The 15962-nt window shown below is 58.4% G+C and carries 11 protein-coding genes; 5 read left to right on the top strand and 6 right to left on the bottom strand.

The genetic code is table 11. The features are described from left to right. Positions 1-42: 42 nt before the first annotated feature. Positions 43-1791, bottom strand: coding sequence for a gamma-glutamyltransferase (gene ggt / locus RBB44_RS19265; RefSeq protein WP_306149285.1), 1749 nt, complete (start codon positions 1789-1791; stop codon positions 43-45). A gap of 183 nt (positions 1792-1974) precedes the next feature. Between ggt and RBB44_RS19260 the strand changes: the two genes are divergently transcribed. Then, positions 1975-2322, top strand: coding sequence for a c-type cytochrome (locus tag RBB44_RS19260; protein ID WP_306149286.1), 348 nt, complete (start codon positions 1975-1977; stop codon positions 2320-2322). Positions 2323-2331: 9 nt separating this feature from the next. On the opposite strand, the gene RBB44_RS19255 is transcribed toward RBB44_RS19260, so the two are convergent. After that, positions 2332-3306, bottom strand: coding sequence for an endonuclease/exonuclease/phosphatase family protein (locus tag RBB44_RS19255; RefSeq protein ID WP_306149287.1), 975 nt, complete (start codon positions 3304-3306; stop codon positions 2332-2334). A 105-nt stretch (positions 3307-3411) separates the two neighbouring features. On the opposite strand from RBB44_RS19255, the gene RBB44_RS19250 reads away from it, so the two are divergent. Further along, on the top strand, positions 3412-3804 hold the full coding sequence (locus tag RBB44_RS19250; protein WP_306149288.1) for a YchJ family protein: 393 nt from the start codon (positions 3412-3414) through the stop codon (positions 3802-3804). Between the two features lie 47 nt (positions 3805-3851). Here the strand turns inward: RBB44_RS19250 and RBB44_RS19245 are convergent, their stop codons facing one another. Then, a complete protein-coding gene (locus tag RBB44_RS19245; protein ID WP_306149289.1) occupies positions 3852-4619 on the bottom strand; it encodes an SDR family NAD(P)-dependent oxidoreductase in 768 nt (255 codons plus the stop codon). A 115-nt stretch (positions 4620-4734) separates the two neighbouring features. Between RBB44_RS19245 and RBB44_RS19240 the strand changes: the two genes are divergently transcribed. The 3 genes from RBB44_RS19240 (at position 4735) to RBB44_RS19230 (ending at position 9675) form a co-directional block, all read left to right on the top strand. Then, positions 4735-5298, top strand: a complete 564-nt coding sequence (locus tag RBB44_RS19240) for a TetR/AcrR family transcriptional regulator (protein WP_306149290.1) — start codon at positions 4735-4737, stop codon at positions 5296-5298. Between the two features lie 124 nt (positions 5299-5422). After that, complete coding sequence (locus RBB44_RS19235; protein WP_306149291.1) at positions 5423-6517, top strand: efflux RND transporter periplasmic adaptor subunit; 1095 nt, start codon at positions 5423-5425, stop codon at positions 6515-6517. A 14-nt stretch (positions 6518-6531) separates the two neighbouring features. Further along, positions 6532-9675, top strand: coding sequence for an efflux RND transporter permease subunit (locus RBB44_RS19230; protein WP_306149292.1), 3144 nt, complete (start codon positions 6532-6534; stop codon positions 9673-9675). A 1-nt stretch (position 9676) separates the two neighbouring features. Here RBB44_RS19230 and RBB44_RS19225 read toward each other — a convergent pair whose 3' ends face one another. The 3 genes from RBB44_RS19225 to RBB44_RS19215 are packed head-to-tail and all read right to left on the bottom strand — an operon-like array spanning position 9677 to position 15643. Beyond that, on the bottom strand, positions 9677-13069 hold the full coding sequence (locus RBB44_RS19225; protein ID WP_306149293.1) for an error-prone DNA polymerase: 3393 nt from the start codon (positions 13067-13069) through the stop codon (positions 9677-9679). Next, positions 13066-14772, bottom strand: coding sequence for a DNA polymerase Y family protein (locus RBB44_RS19220; RefSeq protein ID WP_306149294.1), 1707 nt, complete (start codon positions 14770-14772; stop codon positions 13066-13068). Before RBB44_RS19220 ends, RBB44_RS19225 begins: the two co-directional genes overlap by 4 nt. Then, on the bottom strand, positions 14654-15643 hold the full coding sequence (locus RBB44_RS19215) for an ImuA family protein (RefSeq protein ID WP_306149295.1): 990 nt from the start codon (positions 15641-15643) through the stop codon (positions 14654-14656). The genes RBB44_RS19220 and RBB44_RS19215 overlap by 119 nt, the downstream gene beginning before the upstream one ends. Positions 15644-15962: the final 319 nt, after the last annotated feature.

Here is a 15962-nt window from a genome sequence, read left to right as displayed (position 1 = left end):
GATGAGACCGATGAAAAGTCATCGGTCTCCCTCACCCCTGTTTCAGTGGCCAGCTGTCAGTGCGCCTTGCCGGCGTGGATCGGAAGCACCGGCCAGAAGACCGCCCACCTTCATAATTGATTGGGTTGAGCCCATAACATTCTTGACCTCGACCTTGTGGCCACGCGCTTCCAAAAGCCGGATTGTGTCCGGGGACAAACCTTCTTCAATTCGAATTTCATCCGGAAACCATTGATGGTGGACGCGCGGTGCGGCTGTTGCCTCGGCGATGTTCATCTGGTGGTCGATCACATTCAGGATGACCTGCAACGTTGTCGTGATGATCCGGCTGCCGCCCGGCGAGCCGGTGACAAGGAACAGGTCGCCGTCCTTAAACACCAGTGTCGGGCTCATGGAAGATAGGGGCCGTTTGCCACCTTCGACCGCGTTCGCTGTTCCGCCAATCAACCCATAGGCATTCGGTGCGCCGGGTTTTGCGGAGAAATCGTCCAGCTCGTTGTTCAAAAGAACGCCGGTGCCGTCGGCGGTGAGACCAACGCCATAGGAAAAGTTCAGCGTGTAGGTGTTCGAAACTGCGTTGCCGTCCTTGTCTACAACGGAATAATGGGTCGTTTCATTGCTTTCGTAGGGAATGGGGTTGCCAGGCGCAACGTCCTTTGAATCGGTGGCGGTCTCCATATTGATAGTTTCTGCGAGGCTTGTTGCATAGGCTGGATCGGTCAGGCCTTTTACTGGAACTTCAGCAAAATCCGGATCTCCGAGATATTTGGACCGGTCGGCGTAAGCACGGCGTTTGGCTTCGGCCATTACATGAATTGCATCGGCAGAGTTGGGGCCGAAATCGGCCATCGGATAGGCTTCCAGCATGTTCAAGATCTGCACAATATGAACGCCGCCGGAGGATGGAGGCGGCATGGAGGCGATCTCATATCCGCGATAGCTGCCGGTCACCGGATCCCGCCAGACGGGTTTGTAGTCGGCAAGGTCCGCCGTTGTCATGCTGCCGCCAGCTTCTTGAACCTTGGATGCGATCTTTTCGGCAACATCGCCCAGATAAAACCCCGCAGCGCCCTTGTCGGCGATCAAACGCAGCGTTGCCGCCAGATCGGTCTGTTTCAGTGTTTCGCCGGGCACATAAGGGATCAGACCGGCCTTGAAGAAGATGGCTGCCGTTGCCGGGTCTTTGCTCAGCCGGGCGATGCGGGCCGCCAATGAGGCCGAGAGGTCCGGTGTTACTTCAATGCCGTCTTTTGCGAGCGCAATTGCAGGTGCAACCAGGTCTTCCCACGTCACATTTCCGCTGCCGTGTTTTTCAAATGCAGCCGCAAAGCCGGCCACCGTGCCTGGAACCCCAATAGCCAATCCCGAAAAACGGGACTTGTCGTTGTCCGGTTCGCCGTCTGGTCCCAAGAACATGTCACGAGTTGCGCCGGCTGGTGCTTTTTCCCGATAATCCAGCGCTTCGGTTTCGCCGGTGTCAGCCTTGTGGATCATCATGAAGCCGCCGCCACCAAGGTTGCCAGCACGGGGCAAGGTCACCGCCAAGGCAAACCCGGTTGCGATCGCTGCATCGACGGCGTTGCCGCCTTTTTCAAGTATACTGACGCCTACCTGCGTGGCGACGGCTTCCTGGCTGGCCACCATGCCATTTGCGGCTGTGACCGGGTGAAACCGATCTTTACCGGAATAGATCGGCGTTTCTTGCGCAAGTGTCGGCGCGCCTGCGCCAAGGGCCAGCGCAAAGCTCAGGCTCACCGCCGTGGCTGCGCGGATCAGGCTTTGGTGAATCATCCAGATCTCCGATTATCTTATAGGTTTTCAACTTCAGACTGTGGACGAGGATGCCGGATGCGGCAATGGGGTTTTCTGAAAAGTTGCAGACAGGCTCATGAGCATGATTTGATGCAGGACAAGGAAGAGGCCGGTTCGATCAGACAGACTGTGAACCGAGATTGAGATGTGGAGAGAGCGAAAATGGTTGAACGGTCCAAAATGTGGCGGAGAGGTTTTCGAGCGCTCTTTTTGGGCTTCAGCCTAGCGGCCGTCGCTCCTGTGTCGTCGGCGGTTGCGGCCGATGTCGCCGCGGGAAAAGATCTGGCGCTTCAATGGTGTGCGTCCTGTCATCTCGTCTCCAACGATCAGGCGACGGCGTCCAGTGTGTCGTTGCCGAGTTTTTATGACATGGCCAAGGATCAGAGTTGGGATGCATCGAAACTGGCGACCTTTCTCGCCAATCCCCATCCGCAAATGCCAAACATGACACTCGGCAACATCGAGATTGCCAATCTCGCCGGGTATATTCAGTCGTTGGCAAACGAATAACCGAACCTCTTACGACATGTCGAAGTCCACGCACATTGCAGCGTGGTAGGAGCCGGCATAATCGGGATTGTCGCCTTCGAGGATCTCATCCGGCAGAGCCGCATTGAACACCTTGATGTGCGCAACCCGATCTGTCATTGAGCGGCTTGCAAGTACGTGGTCCAGGGTTTGGGCCCGGCCCTTGTGAAGCACGGTTTTCCGTTGCTCCAAAGGAAGGGCTGCATCCAGTTGATAAAGCTGCCGGTAGCCAAGGCCCGGGACGCCGGTATCGTGCGGGTCCGCCCGCAATAGCCGCAGCGCCCGGGTTTCGCCGGTTGCATTGAAGTCGCCGGTCAGAATGATCTGAGCGTCCGGATCCTTATCGAACAGAGCCTCCGCCCCAAGCCGGAGTTCAAGTGCTTGCGCTGTCTGTTTCAGGACCGACAAATGATACCCCTCTGCCCAGGCAGAGACAGAGGCCCAATTGTGCTCCGCGTCTTTCCCGCCACGGATTTGGGCCGCGATCGGGGCCCGCAGATGCACGTTGAACACGTGCAAGGGGCGTCCTGTGCCAATATCGATTTGAAGCTGCTGAACCGGCCGGTCGAAAGCGGTTGCCTGTGGCTCGTCATATCCTGGATCGGCGGTTCCAGGCCGCCACAATGGGGGCTCCGCATGACGATGGTAAAGGCTCTCTCCCAGAAGAACCGGATACCGCGAGAGCACAACAAGATTGTGCCGGTCGCCAGGTCCTTTGCCGGATGGGCGCAAGCTGCCGGACATGAAAAAGTCCTGATAAGGCGTGCCTTCAATCAGACGTTCAAGATCGTGAAACTGCCGGCTGGACTGGCCCTTGATTTTTTGGGCGTTGACTTCCTGAAGACATAAGATGTCAGCCTCGAGCTCCAGAAGCTTTGGCCGCAGAGCGTCGATCCGCCGGGCAAGCAGATCTTCATCCACTTTGTCTGTCCCAAAGGATTCCAGGTTAAACGTCGCAAGTTTCATGCCGCCGCCGCAGTCGCTCTGATCAAGTTGGGAGCAGCATAGCGTCCTGTCACAGGTGGTGATAGAGACTGCGATCTATAGAGTGAATTGGAACGGAACTTGGATATGGCGGATACAGTTTGCCCGTGTGGATCTGGCGCGGCATTTTCGGCCTGTTGCGGTCTTTATCTGGATGGACGCCAAACGCCAAAGACCGCAGAGGCCTTGATGCGGTCGCGGTACACAGCATACGTGCGTGAGAACATTGCGTATCTGAAAGAGACACTTTGGCCGAAATATCAGGCAGGGTTCGATTTTGCGGCCACGGCCCGGTGGGCGTCGGAAAACCACTGGACGGGCTTGAGCGTTCTTGAGACCGGCAAAGGAAGCGAAGCGGATCGCGACGGGACAGTGCTCTTTGAAGCGAAGTATCTGTCTGGCGGAACACTGCACACCCACCGGGAAAACAGCCGGTTCCGGAAAAAATCCGGCCGCTGGTACTATGTGGAAGCGATCTGAAAACAGGGCCACCCGATTTGGGTGGCCCCTTGTGTTTCAGTTGACGCTTAGCACCGGCCGGCCATAACACCGCCGTCAACATCCCAGACTGCTCCGGTCACCCAACCGGCCTGATCGGACAACAGAAAGTCTACGGTCGCGGCAACATCGTCCGCCGTGCCGATCCGTCCGATCGGATGGAATGCGTCGAAGCCGTCCTTCAGAGTTTGCGTGATCTGGTCCTCCGGGATAAACGCGCCATAAATCGGCGTTTCGACAACAGCCGGGGCAACGGCATTAACCCGGACCCCATTATCTCCAAGCTCCATGGCCAAATGCTGTGTGAGAGCGTGCAAGCCGGCCTTTGCCATGGAGTAGGCGGAAGACGGCGTCGCCTTCACAGCCTGGTGTGCCCACATCGAGCCGAGATTGACGATAGATCCGGCTGCCCGCTCCACCATTTTCCGCGCAACGGCCTGAGTGATCTGAAACGTGCCGCGGTTGAACGCGTGATAGAGGTCGTAGTCCTCCGGTGTGTGGTCGAGGAACGGTTTCGGACTGAAGGCACCAGCTGCATTGACCAAATATCCGATCGGTGCTTGCAGACCCGCAATGCGCTCGACAAGGTCGGCAACGTCCTTTTGATCGGTCACATCGGATTGCCATGTTTGAACGCTGACTTTGTATGCATCCTCAATTTCTGCCTTTGCGGTTGAGAGTTTGTCCGCGTTCCGCCCGATAAGAACAAGGGGCACGTTCCTGGCGGCCAGCCGTTTCGCAGTGGCAAGGCCCATGCCGGACGTTCCGCCTTGAATGATTGCTACGGTTTCTGTCATTTCAGCTTCTCCATGATATTTATCTACTGATAGGTAGATTACGATGACCGGGATATCGGGATTGCAGAAGCTGGTGTCAAGTCCTATCTACTGATTGATAGATAATGAGGGTGTCATGAGCCGGAATGCTGCTGAAACAGAAGGAAAAATTTTGGACCTCGCCGAGAGCCTCATTCGCAAGAATGGCTATAACGGTGTGAGTTTCCGCGACCTGGCGTCCGGCGTTGGGGTGAAGAGCTCAAGTGTCCATTATTATTTCCCGACGAAAGAAGATCTCGGCGCGAAGGTGGCGCGCCGCTATACGGACCGTTTCTTAAACGCGCTCGGTGATCCTGAAGATGGGCCAGCGACCGCGTCTGAAATAGTTAAAAAGCTTCACGGCCTGTTTGTCTCCGCGCTTGGTTCAGATGGGCAAATGTGTCTTTGCGGAATTCTGGCAGCAGAATCCGCAGGGCTGCCGGAAAGTGTTGTCTCGGAGGCCAAGTCGTTTTTTGACCGTGTTTCAGATTGGATGACCGTGAGCCTGAGCAGAACCGAATGGGCCCAAAATCGGTCAGAAGAAGAGATTAAGGCAGAGGCCTTGTCAGCTCTGGCACTTCTTGAGGGAGGCATGATCATTGCGCGGGTTCGAAATGACCCGGCGCTTCTGACAACGCTGAGACCGAAGCTCGCAAGGTGATCCATTAAGATGGATGGCGCGCCTGCCTAGTAATTCCGTGGTGCTTCCTAAGTCGTACATTTGACCGGTCTGCAAATGGGTGCAAGTCTAGGTTCAAGCCGCCAAACGGCAGGAGCCTGACTTCATGAAGTTTTTCGCCTCAGCTTTCGTTTTTTTTATTTTCGCAATTGGTTTAATCCCGGCTCACGCCGACGATCCGGCGCCTGCGGTTCTGGTGGAGCGGGCGTCCAACACCAAGCCTGGAATGGCCGATGTTTATGTTGGCCGCGTCGCAGCCGTGAGCACCGTCAAAGTGGAAGCGCGGGTCGAAGGTGTTCTGGAAAGCCAGAAATTCACCGATGGGGGGCTCGTCAAAAAGGGCGATGTGCTCTTCCAGATTGAAAAGGATCTCTATCAGGCAAGTGCCGACAAGGCACAGGCGACTTTGGACGGTGCGAAGGCCACGGCCTTGAACGGCAAAATCAACCTCGACCGGCAAAAACAGCTGCTGGATCGGGGCGATGTCTCGCAGGCGGTCTACGATTCGGCCGAAGCGGATTACAAGGGTGATCAAGCTGCAGTCGGAGAGGCTCAAGCAGATCTCGATACAGCCAAAATCAATCTGGGCTTCACGACGATCACCAGTCCGATCGATGGCCGGATCTCCGACTCGCCTGTCGATGTGGGCAACCTCATAACGTCGAACACCGGTGTTCTCGCGACGATCACCAGCATAGACCCGATCCATGTGAAGTTTTTTATCAGCGAGCGGGACCTGATTCTGAAGCGTCAGGAAGGTCTCGTTGCTGAAAACTCTTCGACACTTGATGTGAAATTGCAGCTCTCAGATGGCGCCAGTTACCCGGCTGCCGGGAAGATCGACTACATCAGCAACGAAGTCGAAACATCCACCGACACGGTTGAAATGCGCGCCGCATTTAACAACCAGAATGCCCTTCTGGTGCCCGGCCAAGTGGTTACCGTGACATTCGAGGACCCGAATGCAAGCGAAGTGGTCGTTGTTCCGCAAACGGCAATTCAGCTCGATGCAAAGGGGCACTTTGTGTTTGTCGTTGGAAAAGACGATGTCGTTGAACGGCGGGATGTGACCCTCGGCAATCAGATCGGGCGGGATTGGGTCGTCAGCAAAGGCCTGCAGGCCGGAGATCCGGTGGTCATCCAGGGACTGCAAAAGATCCATGAGGGCGTCAAAGTCAGCCCGACTGAAACGCAATCCTGAACCGGGGCGGTCCGATGCTTGCAAGATTCTTTATCGATCGGCCCAACTTTGCCATCGTCATCGCGGTCCTCACGGTCCTGGTTGGCGCACTCGCCATCCGGTTTGTGCCAATCGCCCAGTTTCCAAACATTGCGCCACCGCAAATTCAGGTGACTGCGAGTTTCCCGGGCGCCAACGCAGCCCTCATTCAAAATGCCGTCGCAACACCGATCGAGGAACAGGTGAATGGTGTCGACGGGATGATTTACATGTCGTCCCAATCGTCCAGTGAAGGCACTTATCAGCTGACGGTCACGTTCGACATCGGCACAGATCCTGATATTGCCGCGGTCAATGTCCAGAACCGGGTGGCGCTCGCCACGCCCCTGCTGCCCGAAGCCGTCACAAAGCTTGGCATTTCCACGTCAAAGCAGAACAGCGACATGCTGCAGGTGATCAATCTGCTGTCACCGAACAAGACGTTCAGTCAGCTCTATTTGAGCAACTATGCGGCTGATTTCATTCAGGATCCGCTCAGCCGGATTGATGGTGTCGGGCTGGTCAATCAGTTTGGGCCACTGAACTACAGCATGCGGGTGTGGCTGAACCCGGAAAAAATGGCGGCGCTGAACCTGTCCGCGTCGGACGTCTCCTCTGCCATCGAGGCGCAAAATGTCGAAGCTGCCGCAGGTCAGATCGGAGCCCCACCTTTCAGCGACGCACAGACGTCTTTTCAATTCACATTGGACGCTCAAGGGCTGCTGGAGACTGCAGAGCAGTTTGAGCAAATCATCCTGGGAGCGCAGGATGACGGTTCTTTCATCCGGCTGAAGGACATCGCGCGGGTGGAGCTGGGCGCTGAGAGTTATGCGGCGACATCATTTTATAACGGCGAACCGTCTGCGATCATTGCGATTTTCGAGGAAAGCGGAGCAAATGCCCTGGATGTTGCGGACGCCGTCCGCTCCCAGATGGAGGAGCTTTCAAAACAGTTTCCGGAGGACATGGAATATGTCCTTGCCTATGACGTGACCACAGCGGTTCGAAAATCAATCGAAGAGATCGCATCGACCCTGGCGATAACGGCGGCCCTGGTCATCTCGGTCACCTTTTTCTTTCTGCTTAGCATCCGGGCAACCTTGATCCCGGCGATCGCGATTCCGGTCTCTCTGCTTGGGACCATGGCGCTCATCTACGTCATCGGGTTCAGCGCCAACATGATTACGCTCTTTGCAATTGTGCTTGCGATCACGCTGGTGGTCGATGATGCGATTGTCATCATCGAAAACACCGAACGGATCATGGAAGAGGATGGACTTGAGCCGCGCGAAGCCACGTTGAAGGCGATGAGCCAGGTGACGCGGCCGATCATCGCAACCACATTCGTTCTGGCGGCGGTGTTTGTTTCGGTGTGTTTCTTTCCCGGGATCACGGGCGAGATCTATCTTCAGTTCGCTTTGACGATCACATTTGCCTTCGCGCTGTCTGCCATCAATGCCCTGACGCTTGGGCCGGTGCTCTGTTCGTTGTTTCTGTCGCGCCGGACCGGGCATCCGAAAGGCCTTTTCCGCCTGATACCAAAGCTGATCGACAAACTGAGAGATGGCTACGTTGCCATTGTCAGGCTCATGCTCCGGTTCATTCCGGTCTCTTTGGCTGTGTTGGCGGGCGTTATCGCTGCTACGATCTACATGTTTGAAACCACGCCGACCGGCTTCATTCCCCCGGAAGACAATGGCGTGTTGTTTGTCAGCATTGAACTGCCCGAGGGTGCCTCGCTCCAGCGGACCCAAGAGGTGGTGCAAAACATCAGCGCACAGGTTCAAAAGCAGCCGGGCATTGGAGCCATTACGTCTGTCGCAGGGTTCAGTTTGCTCGCCGGCAACAGGTCGAACGTCGGAATTCTGGTGTTGTTGCTGGACCCTTGGGATCAACGCAAGACCCGTGAGACCCAGTGGTGGGCCATCATGATGTCCTTGAACCGGTCCCTGGCCGCGATCCCGGAAGCAACGTCCTTTGTGTTCCCATTGCCGACGATCCAGGGCGTTGGGTCAAGCGGCGGTTTGTCGGCGCAGCTGCTGGACTACAAGGCCAACAACATTGAGGATTTTGACGCCGTTAAGACAGCATTTCTGTCGGCGTTGATGAAGGAGCCGGAATTCCAGTCGGCTTTCAGCAGCTTTTCTGCCACGGCCCCGCAATACAGTTTGACGATCGACCGCGACCGCGCCGAAGCCCTGCAGGTCAAGGTCAGCGATATCTTTACGGCGCTGCAGGCGAGCTTTGGTTCTCTCTATGTGAACAATTTCGTCAAGGACGGCCGCGTCTACTGGGTGGTGATGTCGGCTGATGCGCAGTTCCGGCAGACGACCAGCCAGGTCCGGGGCATTTACGTGAAGAATGCGGCCGGTGAAGCGTTGCCGCTGCGGACCTTCATCACAGCGGAGCCTGTGTTGGGCGCCCAGACGATCTACCGATACAATCTTTTTACGTCGGCTTCGATCAACGCCCAGCTTCAACCGGGCTTCAGTTCCGGCACTGGCATCCAGAAATTCGCAGAGGTCGCCCAAACATCCTTGCCGGAAGGTTACGGTTTTGACTGGACGGATATCACGCTTCAGGAGGTCGATGCCGGTGGTTTGGTCACGTATATTCTGATCCTGGCGGTGATTTTCGCCTATCTCTGCCTGGTCGCCCAATATGAAAGCTGGGTGTTGCCTCTGTCTGTCATGGCATCTACCGTGTTTGCAGTGTTCGGCGCTCTGATCCCGCTGCAATTTATCCCTAACCTGAACAACAACATCTACGCCCAGATCGGCATGGTGTTGCTGATCGGGTTGGCTGCGAAGAAGGCAATCATGGTGGTTGAGTTCGCCAAGAACCTTCGGGAAGAGGGGCATAGCATTCAAGAGGCTGCGATTCAGGCAGCTCACATGCGGTTCCGGCCTGTGACCATGACAGGGTTGTGTTTCATTCTTGGTGTTCTCCCGCTGGTTCTGGCTAGCGGCGCGGGAGCTGCCGGGCGTGTGTCGATCGGCTTTCCCGTGTTCGTGGGGATGATCATCGACAGCACCCTCGGGCTTTTGATGATCCCAGTTCTTTATGTTGTCTTCCAGTCGATCAGTGAGCGGATCGCAGGATTTCGCGGCAAGCCTTCTCTCAAAAAGGAACCAGCCTGATCTAGTGAAAATTCCGCCCGCCAGGCAGGGCTTTCACTGTTTGCCGTTCAAGGGCGGCGGCCTTGTGTGGTTTGATATGTGCGACATCCTTTCGAAGTTCCGGAACATCGCGGATCAGTTGGACCAGGCGGCTGGCCGGCTTGATCTTTTCGGTCAATTCAATCACGGGGCGCTTGACCTCATCCGCACGGGCCAGGCCGGCATCGTCCAGAGACTTGTCGGACAGATCGGACAGCAGCGCGGTGACGTCCTCGACATGATCAGCCACCACGTGAATCACCCCGGCTTCATTCTGGACGCGTCCTGAAACCTTCAAGAAGCGGGCTCCCATTACCAATGGCCGGTATTTTTCAAACACTTTTGGCCAAACAATAATGTTGGCGATGCCGCCTTCATCTTCCAGCGTGAGAAAAATGACGCCCTTCGCCGAGCCGGGCCGTTGGCGGACCAGCACCAGTCCGGCCACGGAAATCTGGCGGCCCTGGCGGATATCCGGCAGGTGCATGCAGGGCACAACATTCTGACGAGCGAGCGCAGGCCGGGCAAAAGCAACCGGATGGGCTTTCAAGGACAGGCTCAGGCTTTGGTAGTCGGCCATGACATGGGCGCCCGGCAACATCGGCGGCAGTTCTGCGTCCGGTTCTGGCCTCAAGTCCCCAAAATCGGCAACATCAAACAGCGGCAGCCGGTCGCGCTGATGGCCAGCTTCCAGACCTTGCGCCGCCCAGACCGCCGCACGCCGGTCAAGGCCGAGCGAGCGGAACGCATCGGCCTCGGCAAGGCGCAGGATCACCGGGCGGCTGAGGCCGGATCTCAGCCAAAGATCTCGGATGCTGTCATAGCCGTCGTCGCGATGCGCGATCAGCTTGTCCATATCGTCCTGTTTAAGGCCTTTGACCGTCCGGAAGCCGAGCCGGACCGCATGATCGGTACGCACGATCTCTCTCATATCCCGGTGACGGGGGTGGAGGTGCCGGGCCGCCTGCCAGCCAGGTTCCAGTTTTGCGTCCCAATCGGAAAGGTTGATATCAACCTCGCGGACATCCACACCATGTTCGCGCGCATCGCGGACCAGTTGTCCGGGGGCATAAAACCCCATGGGCTGGGAATTCAAAAGCGCGGCGCAAAAGACATCCGGGTAATAGGCCTTGATCCAGGACGAGGCATAAACGAGCAGCGCAAAACTTGCCGCATGGCTTTCGGGAAACCCGTATTCGCCAAAGCCCTCGATCTGGCGGAAGCAGCGTTCGGCAAAGTCCCGGTCGTAGCCGTTTTTTGCCATGCCCTCGATCATCTTGGTCTGGAACGTGCCGATCGTGCCGACCCGTCGGAAGGTCGCCATGGCGCGGCGCAGTTTGTCGGCTTCGCCGGGTGTGAACCCGGCGGCCACAATGGCGATTTTCATCGCCTGTTCCTGAAACAGCGGCACGCCCATGGTCTTGCCGAGCACGGCTTCCAGCTCCTTGCTCGGGTAAGTGACATGCTCCTTGCCCTGACGGCGGCGCAGGTAAGGGTGGACCATGTCACCCTGGATCGGGCCGGGCCGGACGATGGCAACCTCGATGACGAGATCGTAGAACGCCCGTGGTCTGAGCCGGGGCAGCATGGTCATCTGGGCCCGGCTTTCCACCTGGAAAACACCGACGGAATCGGCCCGGCACAACATGTCATAGACGGGTGCCTCCTCAGCCGGGATGGTGGAGATGGTGAGATCCTGGCCATAGTTTTCCGACAACATTGTGAGGGCTTTTCGGATTGCGGTCAGCATGCCAAGCGCAAGGACGTCGATTTTCAGGATCCCGAGGGCATCCAGATCGTCCTTGTCCCATTCCACCACAGTGCGGTCTTCCATGGCCGCGTTCTGGATTGGAATGACCTCGTCGAGCCGGCCGCGGGTGATGACAAAACCGCCAACATGCTGGGAGAGGTGCCGGGGAAAACCGATCAGCGTGCGGGCCAGTTCCAGCATTTGTGTGATTAAGGGATCTGACGGATCCAGCCCGGCCTCGCGCACTTGGGCCTCTTCGGTTCCGGCCGACGCGCGCCCCCAGACCGTCCCGGCAAGGGACGCTATCGCGTCTTCGGAAAGGCCGAACACCTTGCCGACTTCCCGAAGGGCGGAGCGGGACCTATAGGTGATGACAGTGGCCGCAAGTCCGGCGCGTTCGCGGCCGTATTTGGCATAAATGTACTGGATGACCTCTTCCCGCCGCTCGTGTTCGAAGTCGACATCAATGTCCGGCGGCTCGCGCCGTTCGGGTGAGATGAAACGCTCAAACAGGAGATCTGCCCTGGTTGGGTCAACCTCGGTGATGCCAAGGCAGAAGCAGACTACGGAGTTGGCGGCTGATCCCCGGCCCTGGCACAGGATGCCGCGTGTGCGGGCAAACCGGACAATGTCGTAAACGGTCAAAAAATACGGCGCGTAGTCGAGGTCCGCGACCAGTTTCAGTTCATGATCAATGGTCGCCCGGATCTTGTCCGGAACACCCTCCGGATAACGCCGTTTGGCACCTTCCAGGGTCAGCCGCTCCAGTTCGGCCTGCGGGCTGGCACTCTCCCCGGCTGGTTCTTCCGGATACTCATAGCGAAGGTCATCCAGCGAGAACCGGACCTCGTGGAGGATCTTCAGGCTTTCATGCAAAGGCGCCGGATCGTTTTCAAAAAGACGCAGGATGTCCTCTGCCGGCTTCAAATGACGTTCGGCATTTTGCTGCAGTTGGCGGCCGGCGCTCTCCAGCCGCTCATGCAGGCGGATGCAGGTTAGAACATCCTGTAAGGGGCGCCGTTCCGGCGCATGATAGAGCGTGTCGTTGATGGCGAGCATCGGCACACCCGCCGTCTGCGTTATGTTGCGGGCAAGGGCGAGCCGCCGCCGGTCTTCCGCCTTCCGGTGGAGGGCGACGGCAAGCCGGAGCGTACCTTCAAAGTGGCCTTTCAGCTGTTCCAGTACCTGCAGGACCGGGGCCGGATCCGGCAATCCCGGCGGCAGGATCAGGGCGGCCGGAGAGCCCGGGCAAAGCAGGCTCACGTCATCCAGGGTCAGATGACAGGCGCCCTTTTCCGCCCGCCGGTTGCCGATGGTCAAAAGCCGGGTCAGGGTGCCATAGGCCTCACGGTCTTTCGGCCAGTAAAGAAGATCCGGCGTGCCGTCGAGAAACGCCAGACGGCAACCGGGCGCGAATTTCAATCCGGTCTCTTTTGCCGCCATATGTGCCCGGACCACACCGGCCATGGAATTGCGGTCACAAATGCCAAGGGCGGCCAGTTGCAAGTGCGCGCCTTGAAGTGCCAGCTCTTCTGGATGGGAGGCACCATGAAGAAAGGAGAAATTGGTCGCAGCGCACAGCTCCGCATAAGCGGGCGGCTCAGTGATTGAAGGGCGCCATGTCATGCGAACAGACCCTGCAGATACCAGCGCGGGCGGCTGGTCTCGCGCTCATAAAGACCTTCCCGGTAGAGCCAAAACCGCCGGCCTTCGGTGTCTTCAATGCGGAAATAATCCCGGGTCACGCCCTCCTTGGCCTCTGAGGGCCGGTCGTGCGCGCCAATCCACCAGGGCGGGGCAATGCGTTCCGGACCTTCTGAGCGGACGACCTGGTAGATGCCACGGCGCCAGCGGAACCTTAGCGGCGGTCCGTCCGGCACCATGGCCAGAGCCTCGACTTCTTCTGCCGGTTCGATCAGCCGCAAGGGACGTGTCACCAGACCTTCCTGCCAGCTGGAGGTCTCTATCCCGCCAGCCGGACGGGTGTCTTCAGCAAACCCGAGTTGAGGACTGGATGAGGGGTGCGCGCGGTGAAGATCGGGAGCGGCCGCGCCTTTTGAAAATCCGGACCAGACGAGCGCGTCTTGTTGGGCGAAGGCTGCCGGTACATACCCGGTCTGGCTTTCCGGCAGATGCCGGTCGACCGGCAAAAGCCGGGTAACACGCTCAGGGCCCAAGCGGGCACCCAACCGGTCCACCAGATCGTCCAGGCTGGCATCGGCTTCCGCCGCACCGTTTGCTGTCAGCGCCGATTGAACAGCCGGGGCCTTGTCGGCGACCAGAACATCCAGGCGGACAAGGTCGTAGCCAAAGCCGGCATCAATTGCCCCTTCATCTGCCTTCAGTTTTTCGGCAAACAGCCGGAGAACGCGCTTGGGGTCGCGCAGCGGGCTGCTGGTGCCGACGCGGAATTTTTGAACCGCGCCATCGACCCGGAACAGGCTCAATTCGAAGACGCGGCCGCCTTCGACCCGGCGTTCCAGCGCCTTGGCGGCCTGACCGGCCAGAGAAAGCGCGACCGCCTTGACGTCATCGAGTTGTGAGATGGGATCGAAGAACCGTCGCTCTGCGGAAATCAGCGGAGCTTCGAACCGGGGAGAAATCGCTTCTCCTTGAAGCCCCAACGCTTGATCAAGCCGGAGGATGAGGTCTGCGCCAAAACGGTTGGTGAGCGGCGCGCGCGGCCGGTCATACAGCTGACCAATGGTTTTCAAGCCAACCTGGTTCAGGCCGGAGACAGCTTCAGGAGGCACCCGAAGAGCTGCAAGGGGCAAGGGGGCGAGGGCTTGCCGTTCTTGGCTGTCCGCCAAAACACCGCCGGAACCGAAGCGGGCGAGCGCCCAAGCCGTCCCTGCGGTTCCGGCGATCGCACCGGCAACGCAAAACCCCTGCCGGTGAAGCCTTTCCAAGGCATCTTTCAAAAGGACCTCTTCTCCGTTGAAGAGGTGCGCGCAGCCTGTGATGTCCAGAAACAACCCGTCCTTGCCGTCGAGCGCCACCAAAGGCGTGTAGCGGGCGCACCAATCCGCGACAGCGCCCAGCAAGGCAGCGTCCTTTTCCGGATCGGCGTCTTCACACAAAAGATGCGGGATCCGGGCCCGCGCATCGGCTTCCGCCTCGCCGAGACGCAAGCCGCAGGCCCTTGCGGTTTCATTCAAGGAGACAATCCGGCGGGCACCCCGGATTTTTTCCAAAACGGCGAGCGGCGGTTCAGCCTGCCGGGCGGAGGGTGTGGAGCTGACCCGCAGCCGGCGCAGGATCCGGTCGCAGGGAAGATCCGCGATCCAGAGCGAGAGGATGCGCTGGTGCGGCAAATGTTTGTCTCGCATGGTCCCACTCCACGGTCAGGCGGCCGGGACGGCCCTCCCGGTTCCGCGTCAGGTCGATGTGCCATGCTGGCGCTCCAAGGCCCGCATGGGGTGCTTTTTCCAAGAACTCCGGAGCCTTTGAGGCGGCCGGAGAAATCTGCCAGCGGGTGACGGCTGCGGTCGGTTCATGTATTGCCCCATGACGGAGCAAGATGACCGGGACCGTGCTGCGGCTGGCCCGCAGGGAAATACGGCGACTTGCCGTGAGATCCACGAGACGTTCCCCGCCCTGGATTTCGCCGGCAACGGCGGCAAGGGCACTGCAGGACGCGCCTTCCTCAAGGCACCACAGAACGTCTTCCAGCTTTCTCGCCCGCACCACGATCAGCCGGGCCGGATCAATGCCGAAGTCCAGCAGCCCGGCGCCATGAAGCCGGCCGGATTCCTGAGTGGCCCGGATATCCTGGACCACCAGAACCGGCCCGGACCTTATGGCCAGAAGCCGTGCAAGAAGCGCAAGGCCGAAGCCACTGAGTGCCCCGGCATTGCGGCTTTCGGAGCTGACCACCTCATGCAAGGCCCCCAGTTTCAGTCCGCTGTCCGACAAGCTGTTGCCGGGTTGAAACAGCCGGTCGAGTGTCTCCAGTCCCAAGGGGCACCGGGCGGTGAGGTCATCTGGTTCGCCCTTTCCGGGCGGTTCAGCTTCGAAGGCCTCAGCCTGCGTCTTGCCGTCCGCCGGACGGTCTTTCAAAAAACTGTCCGGCCCCTGCGGGTTGGCGGCGGTCGCAGGGGCCGGACCAAACTGCGTCTTAAAGGGGAGGCGACCCTCAAGATCCGCAATGCGGCGACGCAGCTCGGCAAGAGATGTGCTATGTTCGGATGCGGCGGACATTGTGCACGTTGATTCCAATCACACTGGTTTTTGTTCTCTATTTGTTCTTATTGATTCCGGAGAACAGTCAGAGAGTCAAGCAGCTTTTTGAAAAGCTGTGTGTGTCCTTTGACCTTGCGTTAGTTTTCAGCGCCTTGTGTTGTCCTGAAGGTCCGGAAACACGCAAGTTAGTGACGCCGCATTGTCGAGTGGTGAGTGATCCTCAAATGTGATCACCAAAGATCGCGTATTCCGGACAGATGGCTCCTCTGGGGTACAAAGCGCAGACCTCTGCGGGCTTCTTCCAAGACAAACGGCAAGAATCCGCATGACAACGGCC

Origin of the sequence: Roseibium sp. MMSF_3247 (assembly GCF_030733765.1) — a bacterium.
Classification (GTDB): domain Bacteria; phylum Pseudomonadota; class Alphaproteobacteria; order Rhizobiales; family Stappiaceae; genus Roseibium.
The sequence above is the reverse complement of the archived record's forward strand: the minus strand, read 5'-3'. Positions and strand labels throughout refer to the sequence as shown.

What these genes read in the sequence shown, in the direction of transcription:
- RBB44_RS19260 (WP_306149286.1), top strand. Translation starts at nt 1,975, where the DNA reads ATGGTTGAACGGTCCAAAATGTGGCGGAGAGGTTTTCGAGCGCTCTTT.
- RBB44_RS19225 (WP_306149293.1), bottom strand. Translation starts at nt 13,069, where the DNA reads ATGACATGGCGCCCTTCAATCACTGAGCCGCCCGCTTATGCGGAGCTG.
- RBB44_RS19235 (WP_306149291.1), top strand. Translation starts at nt 5,423, where the DNA reads ATGAAGTTTTTCGCCTCAGCTTTCGTTTTTTTTATTTTCGCAATTGGT.
- RBB44_RS19250 (WP_306149288.1), top strand. Translation starts at nt 3,412, where the DNA reads ATGGCGGATACAGTTTGCCCGTGTGGATCTGGCGCGGCATTTTCGGCC.
- RBB44_RS19255 (WP_306149287.1), bottom strand. Translation starts at nt 3,306, where the DNA reads ATGAAACTTGCGACGTTTAACCTGGAATCCTTTGGGACAGACAAAGTG.
- RBB44_RS19230 (WP_306149292.1), top strand. Translation starts at nt 6,532, where the DNA reads ATGCTTGCAAGATTCTTTATCGATCGGCCCAACTTTGCCATCGTCATC.
- RBB44_RS19215 (WP_306149295.1), bottom strand. Translation starts at nt 15,643, where the DNA reads ATGTCCGCCGCATCCGAACATAGCACATCTCTTGCCGAGCTGCGTCGC.
- RBB44_RS19220 (WP_306149294.1), bottom strand. Translation starts at nt 14,772, where the DNA reads ATGCGAGACAAACATTTGCCGCACCAGCGCATCCTCTCGCTCTGGATC.
- RBB44_RS19240 (WP_306149290.1), top strand. Translation starts at nt 4,735, where the DNA reads ATGAGCCGGAATGCTGCTGAAACAGAAGGAAAAATTTTGGACCTCGCC.
- RBB44_RS19245 (WP_306149289.1), bottom strand. Translation starts at nt 4,619, where the DNA reads ATGACAGAAACCGTAGCAATCATTCAAGGCGGAACGTCCGGCATGGGC.
- ggt (WP_306149285.1), bottom strand. Translation starts at nt 1,791, where the DNA reads ATGATTCACCAAAGCCTGATCCGCGCAGCCACGGCGGTGAGCCTGAGC.